The following is a 19063-nucleotide window of genomic DNA, read 5'->3' on the forward strand; positions in this document are numbered from 1 at the left end:
AAGTGAAAACAAATCATAAAATTATCTTAGTAAGAAATTTTCAAGGGATTTTTCTATCTCTTCAATTGAATTTATAGAAAATTTTTTATCAGTGTAACTTATAAGGCCCTCATTTATGCACTGAGCTATTGAACGATTTAAACTTCTAATGGGTGCGCAGACCTCACTTGATAAAATTTGCTTTGTAAGGTTATCTAAATCACCAATTTGATAATGATTATGTATACTTAATAAGATACGATCCTTAACTGTTAGAAGTGATAATTTTGCCGCAGTATCTGAGCTTAAAATTAATTTTGAGGCAAGTTGTTTAATTATGTAAAAATTAAAATTAAAATCGATTTTCATCCATTCATAAACCATTGTTTTATGGATAGCTATCGTTTCACAATTTTTTTTTGCAATAACACCGAGTGTATAAATTTTTTCATTAAAAATTTCTATCTCCCCAAAACAACTATATGAATGATAAACATATAAGGAAAGCATCGTTCCCTCATAACTTTGTCTATAAACTTCTGCTATACCTGTGGTTAAAATATAAAGATAATCATTTTGTTCATGCGGGTGAATAATAAGGCTACCTTTCTTGTGTCTTCTATAAATAAATTCTTTCTTAATATGCGCTGGGGCATCATCCACAATATCTTTAAAATTCATATTTTCACCTTCTTTTTTCCTTTGGTCATTTGACCTATTTTCATTATAAATTGAATTATATAATAAGGCCAAATAAGAATGGGAGGTCTTGTTATGAGGAAATTAATTATTGATACAGATACTGGAAGTGATGATGCTGTAGCGTTAATTATGGCATTAAAATCAGCTAATTTTAAAGTGGAAGCTATAACAACCGTTTGTGGCAATGTCCCACTTGAATTGGCAACTAAAAATGCACTAATGACAATCGAAGTTGCTAATGGACAAAAACCGCCTCTTTATGTAGGAGCAGCCAAACCACTTATGCGTGATTTAGTTACAGCTGTTAATGTTCATGGTGAAGACGGAATGGGAGATTGTAATTTAATTCATCCTACTATTTTGCCAGAAACCAAGCATGCAGTTGATGCTATCCTTGACATAATTGAAAATAATCCTGGAGAAATCGAAATTGTAACCATCGGTCCAGTTACAAATATCGCCCTTGCTATTTTAAAAGCACCCGAAACAATGAAGAAGGTAAAACATATTTACACCATGGGTACTTCTGGCTTTGGCCCCGGAAACACTACACCGGTTGCTGAATTTAATGTATATGTAGATGCAGAAGCATATCATATTATGCTCAACTCAGGTATACCAACTACCATCGTTGGATTTGATGTATGTTTAGGCGAAGCAGCTTTGAATAAGGACGATTTGGATGTATTACTATCAAGTGGTAAAGAAGAAGCTGTGTTCTCAGTTAAATGTAACCGTTCCTTGCTTGAATATAATTTACAAAGAAGTAATGAACATATTGTTGATTTACCAGATGCCGTAGCAATGGGTGTTGTATTATGGGATGATATCGTTCTTGAAGACAAGCTATGTTACTGCTATGTGTGTACTCAAGAAGCTGCTGCCTATGGTCAAGTGATAATAAATGACGGTAGTAAACTTGCCATTTCTGATGGATTTGCAGGTCACACTCCTAATGCAAGAGTCTGTAAGAGCATTGACAATCAGTTATTCAAGAAACGGCTATTAGAATTATTGGTAAGTTAAACATTATGGGGTTTTAGGATGAAATTTTTAAATTTCGGGTCATTAAATATTGATAAAGTTTATACAGTTCCTCGCTTTGTTACAGGAGGAGAAACGTTATCTTCGCTCAGCTATGATGAGTATCCAGGTGGAAAAGGATTAAACCAATCAATAGCCCTTGCAAAATCTGGTGCGCAAGTTTTTCATGCAGGTAAAATTGGCAAAGATGGTCTGTTTCTAAAACAAGCATTAGCATTAGAAGGAATTAGTGTTGAGGGAATATATTTAGCTTCCAATAGCGCTCGACCGATGCGGAAATAAAGGTGCAACTTGTCATTGATCGCCTTTCCCGACTGTTGAAAGCGTATCGGCGTGATTTCGTTTGGCTCGGTTGTTTAATGAAAAAAGGTAAGCGACATCACCAACCTACGTAGTGAGCCGATAGTGCTCAAATGATTATCAAAGAATGTTTAAAAGATATTGCTATCGGTGTTCCATGGGCCAGAAAGGGAACTGTTGGGATAATGCTCCAATGGAGAGCTTTTGGGCAAAGCCATATGATGTCTGAAGAGATTGTGACACAATCAAAAAAATAAAAAAGAGTGTGAAATATGAAAAAATATTATTGGTTTGTATCATGATCATGTTGATGCTAGCATCGGCTTGTGGAAATGTTGAAATGACATCAAATCCAAATACATCTAGTGAGCCTAAACCTGAAACGGATGAGTCTATTATTCCAAAAAACACATCCGAATATTGTACTGTAGAACGTATAAATTTGGATAGTGAAACTGAAAAATATATCTATGGAACTTGGAAAGTTGAGAAGCTTTTAGGATTTGCAAATTCATATAATGATGCTTCTGAATATCCAACAGGGCAAAAATTTATTGGTGATGAAATTATAATCAAAAAAGACTTTTTTTCATCAAAAGGACTTAAAAACTATAAGAAATATCAATATGAACTAAAAAATCCATTGTATGAGATTACAGCGGCATGCTATAACTCTCTCTCTTTTTATAGATTATATAAAATAGATATCCCAGACTTAAATGAAAATGATGTAGTAAAAGCAATAGTTATAAATGACCCTTCTACAGAACGTAGTATACCTGCAGGTTTAAGTTTTTTTGTTGTTAATAACGATAGGCTTATCTTGTTATCAGAGGCAACCATTTTTGAGCTTAAAAAATTACTGATTAAATGAATTAAGGTTATGTAACAAGTTCTGTTCTAATAGAATAGAAATTATCCAGGAGGATATCCTATAAGCGATTCTGAAAATGCCTGTGAATATAATTTTTTAAACAAGAAAGGTCAGCTTTTAGGCTGACCTTTCTTGTTTATGTCGTAAAACGATTAAACTATAGAGTTGCTTCTTCATTTCTTCTTGCCTTTAAATTTTTATCATATGAAAATGCTTTGCTGACTAATTTTGAACAAGTATCACTTTGAGCTTTAAAGAAATAAAAAGAATGGGCAACTCTACATTGAATACTGTAAAGTCACCCATTCTGACTAGTTAAGTTAATTCCATTTTGTTGGCGGGACCTATCTTCAAAAAATTAGCAGAATGAATTTGTTGGATCAGTTATCATAATATGCTATAATTTGGAAATTGGGTAAAGTAAACCATCTCCATTTTTGGTTTTTTAAAGGAGTTAATGATTATGGTTAAATCTAAATCTAATAAACAAATGCTAATGCTATATTCACTGCTATTATCCGTAAGTTTAGAAATTGTTGGTTGTAGTGATACCCAATCCCAAAGGGAAGATAGTCAGATTCAGGAAAAGCAGGATCAAAAAAAGGTACAGATAGATGAACAAGCCAAAGACGTAGATCCAAATAGCGATGAGAATTCAAAAGATTTAGATCCAATAGTGAAAAAGCTAGCAATAGCTCAATCAGTTGCTCAAGTGCAAGAAATGTTCGGGGAAAAATACGAGCTTGTAAACGATGCAGATACAAATACAGTTATTTGGAGATTCGATTTTTCCCAGAATACTGATTATAAATTTCCGAATGAGAAGAAATGGTTACAAAATATGAATGTAGATGTTGCTGATCTTGACGGTTTAAGAAAAGGAGTTATTGATTCCCAATTGTTCATAAAATTTGATGATGAGGATAAGGTTAGTTCATTTAGTTACTATTTCAAGGGGATTGATAATGATATTAAAGTAAGGCATATGTTTGAAGATGGTACTATTAAGGAAGAAAGAATTTAAAAGTTAGACCCTGGAGATTTATTTCTTTAGGGTCTATTTAAGCGTGACGATGGAAAATCAGTAAAAATAGTGATGTCATCCAAGACAGAGACAGTTGGTCATCATCACTCAAAACTCTTCCTCAAACAATAAGGAAGGAACCACCTGTCGAGGATAAGATAAGAAGTAAACTCCTATCCCCGTTTGCAAATAAGCGAGATATGGAAACGGCACATGTTTGAACCTGTAGAAAATGAACCATCGATCAGTCCGGAGCATGCTCATGGTCGCCTTATAAGGGCCGGTCTGGTCATTTCGCAATCGAGCGGACTGGGTAATATATTCAGTCGCAGCAGCAATTTGGGTGAATTAAGAAGTTGGAGAAAAGATTGGTTCCGTAGAATCGCATTCTTTTGGTGAAATAGCCCAAGCTTCGTCAGGGGCTTTTTTTTATTCATTCATTCAATCAAACAAGCATAACCTGACTGTGCCCAAATCCGCATAGAAGACAGTACCACATCCCAAAAGAGCTTTTATCCACCCCTCCGATTTAAAGACAGTTAAAAGACTTGTCTCTTAGTAGTGTGACAACATAAAATAGCGACATAAAGTTTCGAATAGTTTGTTTATTTCGAATAAGGAGGAATTGGTGTGAGAACAATACAAGAGCTTGACCAAAAAATGATTCACCCTTCAGATCAATTGATACAGTGCATGGCGGGGATGGACGGTGATCTGATGATTTTAGGTGTTGGTGGAAAGATGGGACCAAGCCTGGCGAAGCTGGCCCAAAAGGCAATTGAAAAGGCTGGTGTAGAGAAAAAGGTGATAGGAGTTTCGCGTTTCTCTGCGGGTTCCCTACAATCTGAACTGCAAGAAGCGGGAATCGAGACGATCGCCGTAGATTTGTTGAACGATCAAGAATTACAATCTCTGCCTTCTGTGAAAAATGTCATCTTCATGGCTGGACAAAAATTTGGAACAACCGGCAATGAGTCGCTTACCTGGGCGATGAATACATATTTGCCGGGAAGAGTGGCAGAAAAGTTCCGCGAGTCGCGGATAGTCTCCTTTTCAACAGGGAATATTTATCCACTGTCACCTGTACTCCAAGGAGGTTCATCTGAAGATGCGACGGTGGGGCCTGTAGGTGAATATGCACAATCATGCCTGGGGCGGGAGCGAATTTTTAGCTACTTTTCCCAAAAATACGATATCCCGATGCTTCACTTTCGCTTGAACTACGCAATTGATATGAAATACGGTGTTCTGCTAGAAATCGCCAAGGCCGTATATGAGCGTCGTTCTCTCGATTTGAGAATGGGGCAAGTAAACGTAATTTGGCAGGGAGATGCCAATGAAATGGCCATTCGCTCCTTAGAGCTATGTAGTACACCTCCGCAGCTCTTGAACGTTACAGGTCCCGAAACAACTTCTGTACGCTGGCTGGCTGAGCAATTTGCTTCGCGCTTTCACGTAGAGCCTGTTTTCGTAAATCATGAGCAAGATACGGCCTTGCTGAGCAACGCATCCAAAGCCCACCAGCTGCTTGGTTACCCGCGCGTTTCTCTTGGTCAGATGATCGATTGGACAGCAGAATGGGTAACTGCGGGAGGAGAGACAAGTAATAAGCCTACGCACTTCCAGGAGAGAAAGGGTGAATTTTAAGATGGCAAGAGAACTAAAGACAGCTCTCCACAAAAAGCTCATGGAAGGAGTCGTCATTCCGGCACATCCGCTGGCCCTGGATCAAACAGGGCGCTTGGATGAAGCACGGCAGAGAGCCTTGACCCGTTATTATGTCGCGTCAGGAGCTGGCGGGATTGCGGTTGGAGTGCATACGACACAGTTTGAGATTCGGGAAAAAGAGATCAATTTGCTAGAACCGGTGTTGCGCCTCGCCGCCGATGAGATTGGGCAATTGGGCAAGGCCGATTCCTTTTTGAAAGTAGCGGGTATTTGCGGACCGACAGCACAAGCCATAGCTGAGGCTGAAGTAGCGGCAAAGCTGGGCTACGATTTGGGCCTTGTCAGTATGGGAGGGCTTCATGATTATTCCGAAGCAGAGCTGTTAAAAAGAATAGAAGAAATTGCGAAAATCATCCCGATCTTTGGATTTTACCTGCAGCCCTCCGTGGGGGGAAGAATCCTCAGCTATTCCTTTTGGAAAGAGTTCGCTGAAATTCCTGGTGTGATGGCAATCAAAATGGCGCCGTTTAATCGATACCAGACACTTGATGTCGTACGAGCTGTATGCAGCTCCACTCGTTCTGACCAGATCGCTCTTTATACAGGAAATGATGACAATATCGTCGCGGATTTACTCACCACGTACCGTTTTCAGATCGACGGGAAAACGGTCGAGAAAAGCATCGTAGGCGGCTTGCTCGGTCATTGGGCTGTATGGACAAAGAGTGCGGTCGACCTTTTGGAGCGTGTGAAGCGGGCAAAACAAACAGAAAGAGGTATTCTCGAGTTGCTGCAAGAAGGGCAGGCGATTACGGATGCCAATGCTGCCTTTTTCGACCCGGCTCACGACTTTGCTGGCTGTATTCCTGGCATTCACGAGGTCCTTAGACGGCAAGGATTGCTGGCAGGACGTTGGTGCCTCAATCCGGATGAAGAGCTGTCCGCGGGGCAGATGGAGGAAATCGACCGTGTCTATCGTGATTACCCAGCATTGAACGACGATGCATTTGTGGATGAGCATTTGGCTAGCTGGCTTTCTGTAAAACCTACATCGGTTTAAGAAAGGGGATCTTTTGTGTGGAACAATTGCAATCGAATGTCCAAAAGCACAAGAAGGCAACATCGTTGGTGAAATCACTCGGTCCGGCTATCATTACGGCTGCCTTGGTAGTCGGACCAGGGAGTGTCACCTTGACCTCCAAAATCGGCGCTATGTATGGGTACAGCTTATTATGGGTCATTGTTGTTTCGGTCCTCTTTATGATGTGCTTTACCGAGATGAGTGCAAGAATCGGAATGGCAACGAATCAGTCCCTTTTGACAACCATTCGGGTAAAATGGGGGAGAGCGGCATCCATTATTATGGGATTGGGATGCTTTTTGGTAACCTCGACGTTTCAGGGAGCGAATGTCATCGGTGCGGGTGTGGCGCTCTCGAGCTTGGCAGGAGGATCACCCAAAGTCTGGGGCATTCTCTTCACACTATTAGGAATCGCCATCTTATTTTATCGGAACTTTTATAAAATACTGGAAAAACTGATGCTAGTGTTGGTAGGAATCATGCTCTTCTCATTCTTGTGTACTGTAGTGGTTATCAGACCTAGCTTCAGCGGTATTTTCTCGGGTCTGGTTCCGCAAATTCCCGATGGATCGGCGATTCTCATCATCGGGTTGGTTGCAACAACATTTACGGTGGTCGGTGCTTTGTACCAGTCGTATCTCGTTCAGGAAAAAGGATGGACATCCATCCATGCAAAAGAGGGCTCGCGTGAAAGTTATACGGGTATTATTTTGCTGGGAATCATCTCTGCTTTAATCATGATCAGTGCTGCAGCTGTACTACAGCCTCAAGGAATCCAGGTGAATGCAGCGACCGATATGGGAAAGGCACTGGAGCCGTTGTTTGGTAACTGGGCGATGATCGTCTTTATGATTGGCTTATGGGGTGCTGCCTTTTCCTCTCTCACAGGAAACGCAGCAATTGGCGGGGTCATGCTCGCAGATGCGTTTGGCTTCGGCAGCAAGCTGGAGAGCAACGTCGTTCGCTACTTTATTATGGCAGTGATGGTTCTCGGGGGAGTCGTTGCCCTCGTCTTTGGCAAAATTCCTGTCCAGCTCATCATGATCACGCAACCGATCACAATCGTCGTAGTCCCGCTGATTGGCTTGGCATTATTTTTACTTGCTAACGATAAAAAAATCATGGGTGACTTGAAAAATACACCAATCAAAAACGGAATTACGATCTTGGCTTTGCTGTTCCTGGTCGTTCTAGCCGTGAAAACAGTCAACGACCTTTTCTTTTCATAGATAGTAGAACAAGCAGGCGAGGAGAAGGGGAGAACGATGCAAAATACAATCAAAATCGGTGTCATCGGACCTACCATCATAGTGGAAAAAATCAGAGAAGCACTCAAATCATTCCCTAACTTCAAACCTGTATTTCGAGCGTCCAATGAAATTTTGGACGCTTCTGCCTTTGCCCAGGAACTGATGGACCAAGTTGAGGTCCTGCTCTTTTCCGGCTATTACCCGTACAAAATAGCAAAAGAGAAAGTCGACTTTACGGTCCCTGTTCACTACATTCCTTTGACAGGGACGGGACTCTTTCGTTCATTGTTTCGCTTGTACCATCATCGCAAAATGCAGCGACTTAGCGTCGACTCCTTCCTGAGTCAAGGGGTTAATCAAGTACTGCAGGAGGTAGGTGAGCCGTTTACAGTCATCCATTACTATGAGGGCATTCCCTTTCAAATCGAGGAAATGGTTGCTTTTCATCGGGAAAAGTACGAGCAGGGAGTAAGCGACGGGGCGCTTACCGGGGTTAAAAAAGTAGCAGACGAGCTGACCCGGCTGAACATTCCCAATGACTGGGTAGTACCGACCGTTCAGGATATCACTGTATCTCTGGAGCGTGCTCTTCTCTCCACGGAAAAGCGGCGAAACAAGGACTCTCAAATTGTTTTTGGGATCATCCAGATTGATGACTATCGTGAGCTGGTGGAAAAAAGTACCTCAGAGCATGGTGTACAGCGACTGAAGCTAGAGATTCAGCGCATGTTTTTGGATTACGTCGGCTGTTTAGAGGGGCATTTGACCAGTCTGGGTGGCGATGAGTATTTATTCGTGACGACCAGGGGGATTTTTGAACGCGAAACCCGAGGCTACAAAACAATCCCAATCTTATTGGAAGCAAAAAAGACGTTAGGGGTTTCACTCAGTATTGGAGTTGGCTTTGGACAGTCGGCTAATGAAGCGGGAACGCATGCGCGGCTAGCACTGAGGCAGTCGAAAGAATTCGGGGGAGACATCTGTTTTATCGTACGTGAAGACAAAAGCGTAATTGGGCCCGTCGAAATGTCTCATCCCATGATTTACGAGCTTTCGATCACAGACGAAACGATTTTGGCGAGAGCCGAGAAGGCAGGGATGACTGCCTCCTATATGAGCAAGCTCATGGCCCAGGTGACCCGTCTGGGAAAAATCGAGTATACCGCGCAGGAACTAGCAACAATCCTGGGCGTAACGATCCGCAGCTCTCATCGGATTTTGTTACAGTGGCTAGATGCCGAGCTGGTGGAGATCGTCGGGATCGAGAAAATTTCGGTGAAGGGCAGGCCAAGGCAGATATATCGGCTCAGTTTTGTGGATAAGTCTTAAATGAATATGGCTTGGGTCAATACTCCAGTGAATTACGATACAGATGCCTCTATCTACCAGCCTTATTTGAATGGAATTCCCGTTCTGATCTACGGGCTGGGAGAATGTTATATCGCGTTAGCTCTGATTTACCTAGGCGAGACTGAGACGGAATAGCGGATCATCGAAAAAACAGGTTTGAAGAAGAGGGGAAGGCTTTCCTTCAAGCCTGCAACTTTTTTGGGTGAGCAGTGGACTGGTAGTAAAAGGAGGAGAAGAATGGTATGGGAAACGAGCTGCGAATTGGCATGGTAGGGTTGGATACGTCGCATTGTGAGATGTTTACCGAGCTTTTGCACGATCATCTGCATCCATATCACGTCGCTGGTGGAAAAATTGTTGCGGCGTATCCTGGCGGTTCGCCCGACTTCGAATTAAGCGCTTCTCGGGTGGGGGGAATCACGAGCACCTTGTGTGATCAATATGGGATAAACATCGTTGCATCCATAGAAGCAGTTGCACAGCAGTCTGATGCAATACTGCTCACAACGGTAGATGGGCGTATTCATTTGGAGCAGTTTGCTTTGCTCGCTCCTTTTGGCAAACCGGTGTTTATCGACAAACCGTTCGCGACGTCTTACCTGGATGCACTCAAACTGATAGAAATTGCGCAGATTCACCAGGTGCCTCTCATGAGCTGCTCTTCCCTACGTTTCGCAGAAGGCATCGTGAATGCGATCATGAAGAGCGGCGAAGATCCGATTACCGGTGCTTATTGCTACGGACCTATGCCACTGGAGTCAGCCCTGCCTGGCTTGTTTTGGTACGGAATTCATTCGGTGGAGATGCTTTTCACGATACTCGGCCATGAATGCCTAAGTGTAACGGCAGTAAAAAATGATGAGTTCGAGGTCATCACAGGGCAATGGGCGGATGGGCGAACGGGAGTGATCCGGGGCGATCGTACGTGGAACAAAACATTTGGGGCACTCCTCCATCACCGGGAGCATGCTTCTTTTGTCGATGTGCAAGCAACTCCCAAGCCTTACTACGCTAGTTTGCTAGAGCATATTCTCGCATTCTTTAAAACGGGGGTATCACCGGTTCCGCTAGATGAGACATTAGCGATCATGCGATTTCTTGAGGCTGCCAATGAAAGCAGACTGAGAGGCGGTACAGTCCGATTGTAAGAAAGGAGAGGATTCTGATTCCAGTCCATATCTTCAGCTGTGAGGTTATCCCAAAAGGGCCAGACTGGATCGCTCAAGTGAAATGAGATATTATTCGAATTATAGCCTACTTAGATGGCAGGAAGACTCGACAGTTTTACAACGATAGTGTCTGGTGGAAGTTACCAGAAAAATTAAAAAAACGGACTGTCATCTAGGTGGCAGTCCATACTGCTATTGAAAGAATGTGTAGACATGAGTAATTCGTTTGACGGCAATATCCGTAAGATCTGAGGAAGTCGAACAGAGCGGGATGGGAACTTCTCAACCGGTCCTCCACAGCATTGACAGAACAGCAGTCGCTTCTTTTGATGCTTTTATATATTTATCATCAAGCGATTGATAAATAGTTGGTCAAGTGTACCCTTTACCTACAAGCTCTACCCGCTCCAATTGGCTATCAATCATGCCATGAATCCAGTTTGCCACTCCACCGCAAAACCCTCCCTCGACATCAGTAAATACTTCCAATATATCACAGGATTAGCGAGATAGAGGATTTATTGGTGTCAGGAAACGGTAAAGTGGAGCCCCCTTTTTTCTATTTGAAAGTGTAAGTGGGCTTTTACATGGTTGATTGTTCTATTAAAACATTGCATCCAAAACTGATTCCTATTGTACCTTGTTCTTAGAACCTCGGTTATTGCTGACATTAAATAAAACAAAAACGGCCACCACTGACCTCAAAATTAAATCCATGGGTTAACCTGGCTTTAAATAAAGACAAGGTGTGCTTCTTCAGGCACTACAAAGGAGTTACATGTCCAGGAAGTGACAATTACCCCCGCTATCGAAAATCCAGAGAAACGGAGGATGATTCCTTATTTCGTGTCGGGAAACAAATCATTAAATCATATTTGGAAGGGATCTACTTTCCTCTACATGCAACCATATGGGATGGATATACCTCCAAGCTCCCTATTTTAAGCGACAAGATTTCGCATAGACAATTGAATTGGAGAAGAAGATCCTGTGTTGAAAAAGGTATTATTTTTCTTTCTAAACTAGTCCTTATAATCCCATCTACTTCAAGTACTGAAGAAGTGAAAAATCAAAGCCAATATCTGACAAAAGATGAATTGGAACAAATCATTTCCAATAAGAAACAAGATTTATCAACTGTAGATGCGGTCCATACAGCGTCTATACAAGTAAGCAGCAGAAACGTTCGACGTAGATATTAAGACATCAATATACTTATGTGAAAGAGGGATTGTATGGGAGTTGGATTTCGTATGGAGAAAGAGTTTTCTTTGCACATGCAACGCTATTTACAGGAAAAAGTGTCTGCCAGTGGAACCGCTGCCAGTGTAGCGATTATAGGCGGAAACCGTGCTGCCGCAGCGGCGGTTGGAAGAAACCCCGATGACAATGCGCCTGTCACCATAAACGATCGATTTGGGGTCGCCTCTGTTTCCAAGGTGTATTGCGCCTTGGCGGTACTGAAGCTTGTGGAACAGGGGAAGCTGGCTCTGGATACTCCAGTTGTGGAATATTTGCCTCGTTTCACCATGCGGGATCTCCGGCATCGCAGCATCACACTGCGGATGTGCCTAAATCACTCGTCGGGCTTGCCGGGGTCTTGCGCCAGAAATGATATTACCGCCCAGTGGCTTTTTTCCAATTGCTATGACGAGAGATATGACTATTTTTCTAAAGCCTCCCTCAAGGCAGACCCCGGAGCCTTTTCCACCTATTGCAATGATGGGTTTAGCTTGGCGGAGATGGCGGTTGCGGCAGTTTCGGGCAGAGAATACATGGATTTTATCAGGGAATATATAACCACCCCGGCGGGAGCAGGCTCCACAGGCGACGGGAACCCTGCTAACGGATTGAAACAAGCGATCCATATTAAGAACTGCCCCGCGGAATATGTTACGGCGATAGGATCCGGGGGAATCGTAACCAACCTTCTCGACTGCGCCAGAGTGGGTCACCTGTTCTTGGATGCCTGTGGTATCCTGGCGGATGAGAGCATCCGGGAGATTGTAAGGCCGCAGGGTATGCTCCTTGCGGAGGATCAGGGACTGGGCTGGGACACGGTGAATTTTTTACATAAGGAGTTTGATTTTGGGCCCGGCGCACTGGGCAAGAGAGGCGGGACTTTTCAATATGCCGCTTATCTTCTGGTAAGCAAGGAATATGGATTCTCAGCAGCGATTTCCATCACGTCAGATACACAGCTGGATCCCCTGGACATTCTCTGTGAATTATGCGCTCAGTATATTGAGAATCGGCAAAATCGAACGGTACGCCGGATTCCGCCGCTGAAGCCGACTACGGTTTCTTCGAACGAAGTCCACCTGAAGAGGTTTCAAGGCGTTTATATGACGGCAAGCGCCATCTATCGGGTGGCTATGGGCGGGGATTTCATCACGGTCGAACAGTATGGTCGCAGTTCCGGGTGGATGCCCTATGTGGAAAAAGCGGCGTGCTTTGGTGATGGGTGTGTATGTGACGACGGGGTGCTGCGCTTCCGGGAGCAGGGGGGCAGGCGCTACCTACTGATCGAGACGGCCTCAGAGACCATGGTGATTGGGCAGAAAGTTGATTTGGAAGAGACTCCCAGCCTCCATGAGAAGTGGAGGAACAGAACGGGGAAAACATATCTGGCATGCAACATGCATCCTGGCGATTACCAGCCTGCAGGAGGACTGATCATCGAGCAATTCGAAGGGAGCGGCATTCTGCTGTTTCATTGCAGCCCTTACTATACCGTACCGGTCATAACCCGAAATGACAATGAGACAGGACACATTTTGGATGCTCCCGGATACCCTGGCTCCCACAACACCTTCGCGCCTTTTGCATTTGAAAGGGATGGCAGGGAGCTGATTTACAGCGGCGGGTTTGAGTATGTGGATTCGGATACCCTTGTATTTCTGAAGAATGGACGCATTGTATCTGACAAGCCATGCAGTAATCTGGTCTACAAAATTGCAGCGGGGAAAAAACTCCAGATCGCCAAATCCTGGTCTGTGCGTGTCATGATGCTGAAAAATGATTTGAGCATCCATTATGATGAGCTTTTTCATCAGGATATGCCCCTTACCTGTGACGGATATATCGTGTTTGCGGGTGTTGAACCGTTGGACATTTCCGTCAAGCTAGAATAAGGAGAAGAAGTTGAATCCGGCGCTTCGAAATCGGAGCTGTCAATTCTGTCAAGAAGCAACAACAATCGATCGTTGAATATGGTTCGCATCGTGGTTTCTTCAGAGACCACTGTCCGCCTGCCATTGGAAAACGATTCATTGTTGTTGCTTTTTTTATTCGATTTTTATGAAAAGCTCGCCCCGAATGCAAAAAGGACGATTATAAGTCGACCTGATATTTGTTGATTAATTTTCATAATTATTCTACAATATGATAAATTCACAATCTATAGATATTAAAATTATCATTTTAGAATGGAGTCATGAAAAAATGCCTAAGAAAAATTTCGAACTACTTTCGGATGAAAAAAAAGAAGCAATCTTTTTATTGGCAAAGGATTTGTTCAGCGAGTATTCGTTCGATGAAATCTCGATGGAGATACTCACCGATAAGCTTTCATTGCCTGCTGCAACATTCTATCGTTATTTCAAAGACAAAGAAGATCTGTTTATCACGTTTCTGAACTGGTACGGCGACTATGACGAACTGTCAGAAGACTTCATCCGCAATCCAAAAGAAGAGAAAGGCGAAAGATCCCTAGCGGACCGTCGGCTGATTCATACGATACGCAACGCACCTGAAAGCACGCTCCTAAAGCTCTATTTCGGCAAATACAAGGATGCGACAAAAAGTGTCTTTTTAAAGGAACTTCTCAAGCTGAAGTATGGGGGAATGCTGCGGGAAGATATTGACCCGGATTTGATCGCCTATATGTACGGCACAACCATGTACAACCTGCAGCTCTATTTCAAGGAGATGGGTCTCAATTCACTGGAGGATGTGGAGCTCTGTTCCGAAATCGCGCGAAATTTCTATCAATCCTTTTTCAGGTACGGCATTATGAAGCCTGATTCCGCTGAATGACAAACACGCCATCCTGGAAGTTTGGTTTAGCCGTGCCAATTTGCTTCGATGGAAGCCGTTCTAAAATAAGCTAATGTGGAGGGCATATTTATGAAAAGATTACTGGCAATCCTGCTATTTATTGCACTTGTGACAGGTCTGGGCGCGTGCAGCAAGCCAAGCGTCAGCAGAGATACCCTGACTTACATTGCTTTTGCGCCAAGTGATTCGCTGGTTCCACTGGATATCGGTCTTTGCGAGCCCAATGTGATGCATGCGATCTATGACGGACTTGTAAAAATGGATACCGACGGCAATATTGCCCCAATGCTGGCGAAACGCTGGGACGATTCCGGAGAAAAAACCGTTTTCTACCTGGACCCAAATGCGAAATTCCATGACGGTACCCCAGTGACGGCTAACGACGTCATATTCTCATTGGATTTGTTTTTTAAGGGCACTTATTCCCACGGCTTCAAATCCCGCATCGCTTCCTATGAGAAAAATGACGATCATACCGTTACCCTTTACAAAACGGCGCCATACGTCAACCTGTTCACGTTCGGCATCGAAAACATCTTTATCATTCCCAAGGCAGCCTATGAAAAGGATCCCGCGGCCTTTGAGAAAGCACCTGTGGGCAGTGGGCCTTACAAGTTTGTCTCGAAGGATAATGACGGGATGATCACGCTTAAAGCCTTCGACGGTTATCACCTCGGCAAAGCTGAGGTGGAGAACATTATTGTTAAACCGCCTGTTGACCCTTCCACTGCCGTCATCGCGATCCAAACCGGCGAGGCCGATATGTTCATGGGCGCGCCTATCAGCCAGCTGTCGGTATTCGACAGCAACGACAAGGCTAAGGTGGTTCTGGAGAAAAATTCATGGTCCGCCAACACGCTCCTTCCCCTCAGCAACAGGCTGGCACAGGATCACAATCTTCGCAAAGCGATTTTTCACGGAGTGAATCGCGTAAACGCCGTCGCCCTCGCCAATGAGAATATCGGTGATCCCGCCGTGAACCTGTTCGCTAAACGCCTTATGGGAGAATTTGCGGACAAATCCTATGGTCCGCTATACGACGAGAAGCTGGCGAAGGATTACCTGAGCAAGTCCCACTATGACGGGAGTCCCATTACCATAACAATTTGGCAGGAGACCGCTCTGGCCGAATCCGTCCAAAGCGACCTGAAGAAGATCGGTATCGATGCAAAGATTGAACAGTTGGACGGCAACGCTTGGTTTGACAAGCTCGAGAAAGGTGAACTGGAGTTGACGATTGTGCCGTACGGCTCGTTCTCCGGCACCCTGGAATCCTTGTTGATATCCATGAGTAGCACAGGGGCCAATTACGGCGAGCGTATGGATAAAAATGCGAATTATGATGCTTTAATCAAACAGATGCAGACCGAAACGGACGAGGCGAAACGCAAAGAGTTAATTGAAAAGGCACTTGAAATCCTTTATGAGCGCGCTGATGTTAGTAACCTTTTCGATACACCCTTCGCCTATATCATTAACTCGGATTTTGACTATAGCAGTAAGGCAGGCGCCGGAAGCCTATGCCTGTACTTTGGTGATATCAAGCTGAAAACGGGAGCGCAACCGTGAAGCGCATCGAGCTGCCCAGACCAGCCGGGAATTACCCGGTGGGTCTGAGGCACACATCGTATCCCTTTTCAATTGAGAATATTTCGACGCCGATCTCGTTGACCATTTACTATCCGGCTGTAGATGGCGCAGGTGCACCGGCTGCTTACGCGTTCCCACAGGTACTAGAGCCCATGGGACTCGATCGGGTGAATACCAGATGCGTCAAGGACGCGGCGCTATCAGGGGATGGCCCGTTTCCTCTGCTGATATTCAGCCACGGTTACCTAACGTATGAGATGAGCAATACGCTGCTGTGCACCGATCTGGCAAGCTTTGGTTATGTGGTGGCGTCCATCGGGCATACCGGAGAAGCGTCAGTGATGCTGCCTGACGGTACATACATCCCGAAGGAACAGAAGTATATCGATTACGTATATGAGCCCCAAATGCTCGACATGGCGGAAAAGCTTCTGAATGAAGTGGCCCGTGTACAGGAAGGGACAGATTTTGAAAACGAACTAGCCGAACTTGCGGCTAAATTTTACGCCATTCACAACGGCAACCTCAACGACAGCGCAGATATATGGGAGAGACATACACTGAAGGCGGCGGAATACCTCGACACCCTGAATGCCGATCCCACCAGCTTCCTATACCGCGGGGTGGATTTCACCAAAGGCATTGGGCTGGGGGGGCATTCCTTCGGAGGCGCCACGGCGGCGAACTGCTGCGCCGCTTATGATTTGTTTGCCTGTGGCATCAATATAGACGGCGCACAGCTGGGCAGTAGCTTTGGCAAAGATATCGGCAAACCCTTTATGACGTTCAGCGGAACCGACGGAGGTCGGATACTTCGGGATATGTACTGGCGAAACTCCGCCGACGCCTATCGGATCAGTATCAGCAACGTCGGACATATCGGATTTACCGACCGGGGGATCATCGGGAAGCTTGCCGGAAAAGTATATCCGGATGTTGGGGAAAAGGATCCGGAGCAGGTACGGGCCATCCTCTGCGACCTCCACCTTTCGTTTTTTAAGAAATATCTATTGGGAGAAAAGATCGAGATTCAAGCACCGGATGACGTTGACGTGGAGTTTCAGCTGAAACCGGGGTGGAGAGGAGGAGGAGAACAGTCATGCTGAGATACACGGTGGGAAGAATTCTGCACATTATACCGACCTTGATCGTCGTTATTTTTATCATCTTTTTCATTCTAAACGTTGTTCCCGGAAATCCCGGGCGCGTTATCCTGGGGAGGGACGCCGATGCGAAAGCTGTCGCAGAGTTGAATCACGAGCTTGGAATGGACAAGCCGATGCTGGAACGTTTTGGAACATACTTACTGGACGTGTCAAGGCTTGATTTTGGTGATTCCTACCGCAGCGGGCGGCCAGTCTTTGAGGAAATACTTGCGAAGTTCCCGACGACGCTCACCCTTGCGCTGCTAGCGGTTGTTGCTATGTCCATCATCGGTATCCCCCTGGGAATTGTATCGGCAGTCAAACAATACAGCGCTCTCGACTACAGCCTGACCGTCACAGCGCTGCTACTGGCTTCCGTGCCGGGCTTTTTCCTGGCACTTGTGCTCATCCTGATTTTTTCATTGGGGCTCGGCATACTTCCCTCGATGGGAGCTGGTTCCCCCTTGCATTATGTGCTGCCGGTCATCACCCTTGCACTGCCAAACGCGGCTTTTCTGGCCCGGCTGATCCGAACATCCATGCTGGAGACGATGCGGCAGGACTATATTCGCACAGCCAAGGCCAAGGGGCAGGAAAGCTGCGTGTGATTACGCGCCATGCCCTCAAACCCGCACTGATGCCGATTATCACCATGCTGGGGATGACATTTGCCTGGTTGCTTGGGGGAGCGCTGATTATCGAGATAATCTACGGCCTTCCGGGCATTGGCAATATCATCATCAAAGCCGTGCAGATGAAGGATACACCGGTCATTATGGCCATCACCATTTTTCTGGCAGTGTTGTATAAGCTGATAATGCTTGCCGTGGATATCATTCAGGTCGTGGTGGATCCGAGACTGAAAAATCGCTTGGGTTGATGCTAGATGAATGACCTTTGGCCTAGCATGGGCAAGGAGACTAGATTCTTGAAAGAGGAAAGGAATGATCACTGCTATGAATCAGCCTTCATTAGGAAAGCCGATTTCACCCACCGCAGACATGTGGCACCGGCTTAGGCGCAACAAGTCTGCGATGTTTGGACTCATTGTAATCGCTGTCATCATCGTTGCCGCGATCATAACGGAGTTTGCCGTCAGCTACAGCACCGTAATCGAAACCAATCCCGCCAAGCGGCTGCTCAGCCCAAGCTTCATGCACCCCTTCGGGACGGATGATATGGGTCGCGATATTCTGGTGCGCGTCCTCTACGGCGCCAGATACAGCCTTGCCTTCGGAATTATCTGCACCATTCTCTCAGTGGTTTTCGGCTCTATCCTAGGGGCAGTGTCTGCGTTTTTCGGCGGAAAAGTGGATGCGGTCATCACCTTCATTCTGGATGCCATCATCTGTATTCCGGGCATTTTGCTATCACTCAGCCTTGTCGCCGTGCTCGGAGTAGGATTCCGCAACCTGATCATCGCAATCACTATTTCGTCCATCCCCAGCTTTGCCAGGATTGTGCGCTCCATCGTGCTCGCCGTTGTGGGGCAGGACTATATTGAAGCAGCGCGGGCCATAGGTGTCTCAAATGCGCGCACAATTTTTGTGCATGCTCTACCCAACGCCATCGGGCTGATTATTGTGAACGCCTCCATGAACGTGGCGGGGCTGATCATGGCCGCTGCCGGACTGAGCTTCATCGGGATGGGAATACAGCCGCCGGACCCCGAATGGGGCGCCATGCTGAGCAACGCGCTCAAGTATATGCGCACCGACCCACATATTGTCATTTTTCCGGGATTGGCCATTGTGCTCACAGCAGTCAGTTTCAACCTGTTAGGGGATGGCCTAAGCGAGGCGCTTGATCCCCGGATGAAGGAATAGGG

The 19063-nt window shown here is 45.3% G+C and carries 16 protein-coding genes and 1 pseudogene; 16 read left to right on the forward strand and 1 reads right to left on the reverse strand.

Annotation, left to right across the window (positions count from 1 at the left end; all coding sequences use genetic code 11):
• Positions 1-21: 21 nt before the first annotated feature.
• Complete coding sequence (locus C3B52_RS11245) at positions 22-660, reverse strand: Crp/Fnr family transcriptional regulator (protein ID WP_103106163.1); 639 nt, start codon at positions 658-660, stop codon at positions 22-24.
• A 93-nt stretch (positions 661-753) separates the two neighbouring features.
• Between C3B52_RS11245 and C3B52_RS11250 the strand changes: the two genes are divergently transcribed.
• From C3B52_RS11250 to C3B52_RS11325, 16 genes and pseudogenes are all read left to right on the forward strand, one after another.
• A complete protein-coding gene (locus C3B52_RS11250) occupies positions 754-1707 on the forward strand; it encodes a nucleoside hydrolase (RefSeq protein WP_164684748.1) in 954 nt (317 codons plus the stop codon).
• Between the two features lie 18 nt (positions 1708-1725).
• Positions 1726-2007: a PfkB family carbohydrate kinase gene (locus C3B52_RS11255; protein ID WP_235615671.1), complete on the forward strand. Its 282-nt coding sequence runs from the start codon at positions 1726-1728 to the stop codon at positions 2005-2007.
• Between the two features lie 322 nt (positions 2008-2329).
• The gene (locus tag C3B52_RS11260) at positions 2330-2899 is read left to right on the forward strand and encodes a hypothetical protein (protein ID WP_235615672.1); all 570 of its coding nucleotides are present in this window, start codon (positions 2330-2332) and stop codon (positions 2897-2899) included.
• 463 nt (positions 2900-3362) lie between these two features.
• Positions 3363-3923, forward strand: a complete 561-nt coding sequence (locus C3B52_RS11270) for a hypothetical protein (protein WP_103106165.1) — start codon at positions 3363-3365, stop codon at positions 3921-3923.
• Positions 3924-4553: 630 nt separating this feature from the next.
• On the forward strand, positions 4554-5570 hold the full coding sequence (locus C3B52_RS11275) for an NAD-dependent epimerase/dehydratase family protein (RefSeq protein WP_103106166.1): 1017 nt from the start codon (positions 4554-4556) through the stop codon (positions 5568-5570).
• A 1-nt stretch (position 5571) separates the two neighbouring features.
• Positions 5572-6651, forward strand: coding sequence for a dihydrodipicolinate synthase family protein (locus C3B52_RS11280; protein WP_103106202.1), 1080 nt, complete (start codon positions 5572-5574; stop codon positions 6649-6651).
• A 17-nt stretch (positions 6652-6668) separates the two neighbouring features.
• Positions 6669-7901 (forward strand): Nramp family divalent metal transporter, encoded by a 1233-nt coding sequence (locus C3B52_RS11285; protein WP_164684750.1) that lies wholly within the window; start codon positions 6669-6671, stop codon positions 7899-7901.
• 36 nt (positions 7902-7937) lie between these two features.
• On the forward strand, positions 7938-9251 hold the full coding sequence (locus tag C3B52_RS11290; RefSeq protein ID WP_103106168.1) for a hypothetical protein: 1314 nt from the start codon (positions 7938-7940) through the stop codon (positions 9249-9251).
• Positions 9252-9407 (forward strand): hypothetical protein, encoded by a 156-nt coding sequence (locus tag C3B52_RS36415; protein ID WP_164684735.1) that lies wholly within the window; start codon positions 9252-9254, stop codon positions 9405-9407. It begins immediately after the preceding gene.
• Between the two features lie 107 nt (positions 9408-9514).
• On the forward strand, positions 9515-10420 hold the full coding sequence (locus tag C3B52_RS11295) for a Gfo/Idh/MocA family protein (RefSeq protein ID WP_103106169.1): 906 nt from the start codon (positions 9515-9517) through the stop codon (positions 10418-10420).
• Between the two features lie 1274 nt (positions 10421-11694).
• Positions 11695-13575 carry a serine hydrolase domain-containing protein gene (locus C3B52_RS11300; protein WP_164684751.1) on the forward strand — a complete coding sequence of 627 codons (1881 nt, stop codon included), beginning with the start codon at positions 11695-11697 and terminating at the stop codon, positions 13573-13575.
• Between the two features lie 310 nt (positions 13576-13885).
• The gene (locus tag C3B52_RS11305) at positions 13886-14479 is read left to right on the forward strand and encodes a TetR/AcrR family transcriptional regulator (protein WP_164684752.1); all 594 of its coding nucleotides are present in this window, start codon (positions 13886-13888) and stop codon (positions 14477-14479) included.
• A gap of 90 nt (positions 14480-14569) precedes the next feature.
• On the forward strand, positions 14570-16069 hold the full coding sequence (locus C3B52_RS11310) for an ABC transporter substrate-binding protein (protein WP_103106172.1): 1500 nt from the start codon (positions 14570-14572) through the stop codon (positions 16067-16069).
• Positions 16066-17196 carry an alpha/beta hydrolase family protein gene (locus tag C3B52_RS11315; RefSeq protein WP_103106173.1) on the forward strand — a complete coding sequence of 377 codons (1131 nt, stop codon included), beginning with the start codon at positions 16066-16068 and terminating at the stop codon, positions 17194-17196. Before C3B52_RS11310 ends, C3B52_RS11315 begins: the two co-directional genes overlap by 4 nt.
• Positions 17190-18115: pseudogene (locus C3B52_RS11320) on the forward strand (ABC transporter permease). Before C3B52_RS11315 ends, C3B52_RS11320 begins: the two are co-directional and overlap by 7 nt.
• A gap of 64 nt (positions 18116-18179) precedes the next feature.
• On the forward strand, positions 18180-19061 hold the full coding sequence (locus C3B52_RS11325; RefSeq protein WP_201264871.1) for an ABC transporter permease: 882 nt from the start codon (positions 18180-18182) through the stop codon (positions 19059-19061).
• The last annotated feature ends 2 nt before the right edge of the window (positions 19062-19063 follow it).

Origin of the sequence: Brevibacillus reuszeri (genome assembly GCF_002897295.1) — a bacterium.
GTDB classification, from domain to species: Bacteria; Bacillota; Bacilli; order Brevibacillales; family Brevibacillaceae; genus Brevibacillus; species Brevibacillus reuszeri_A.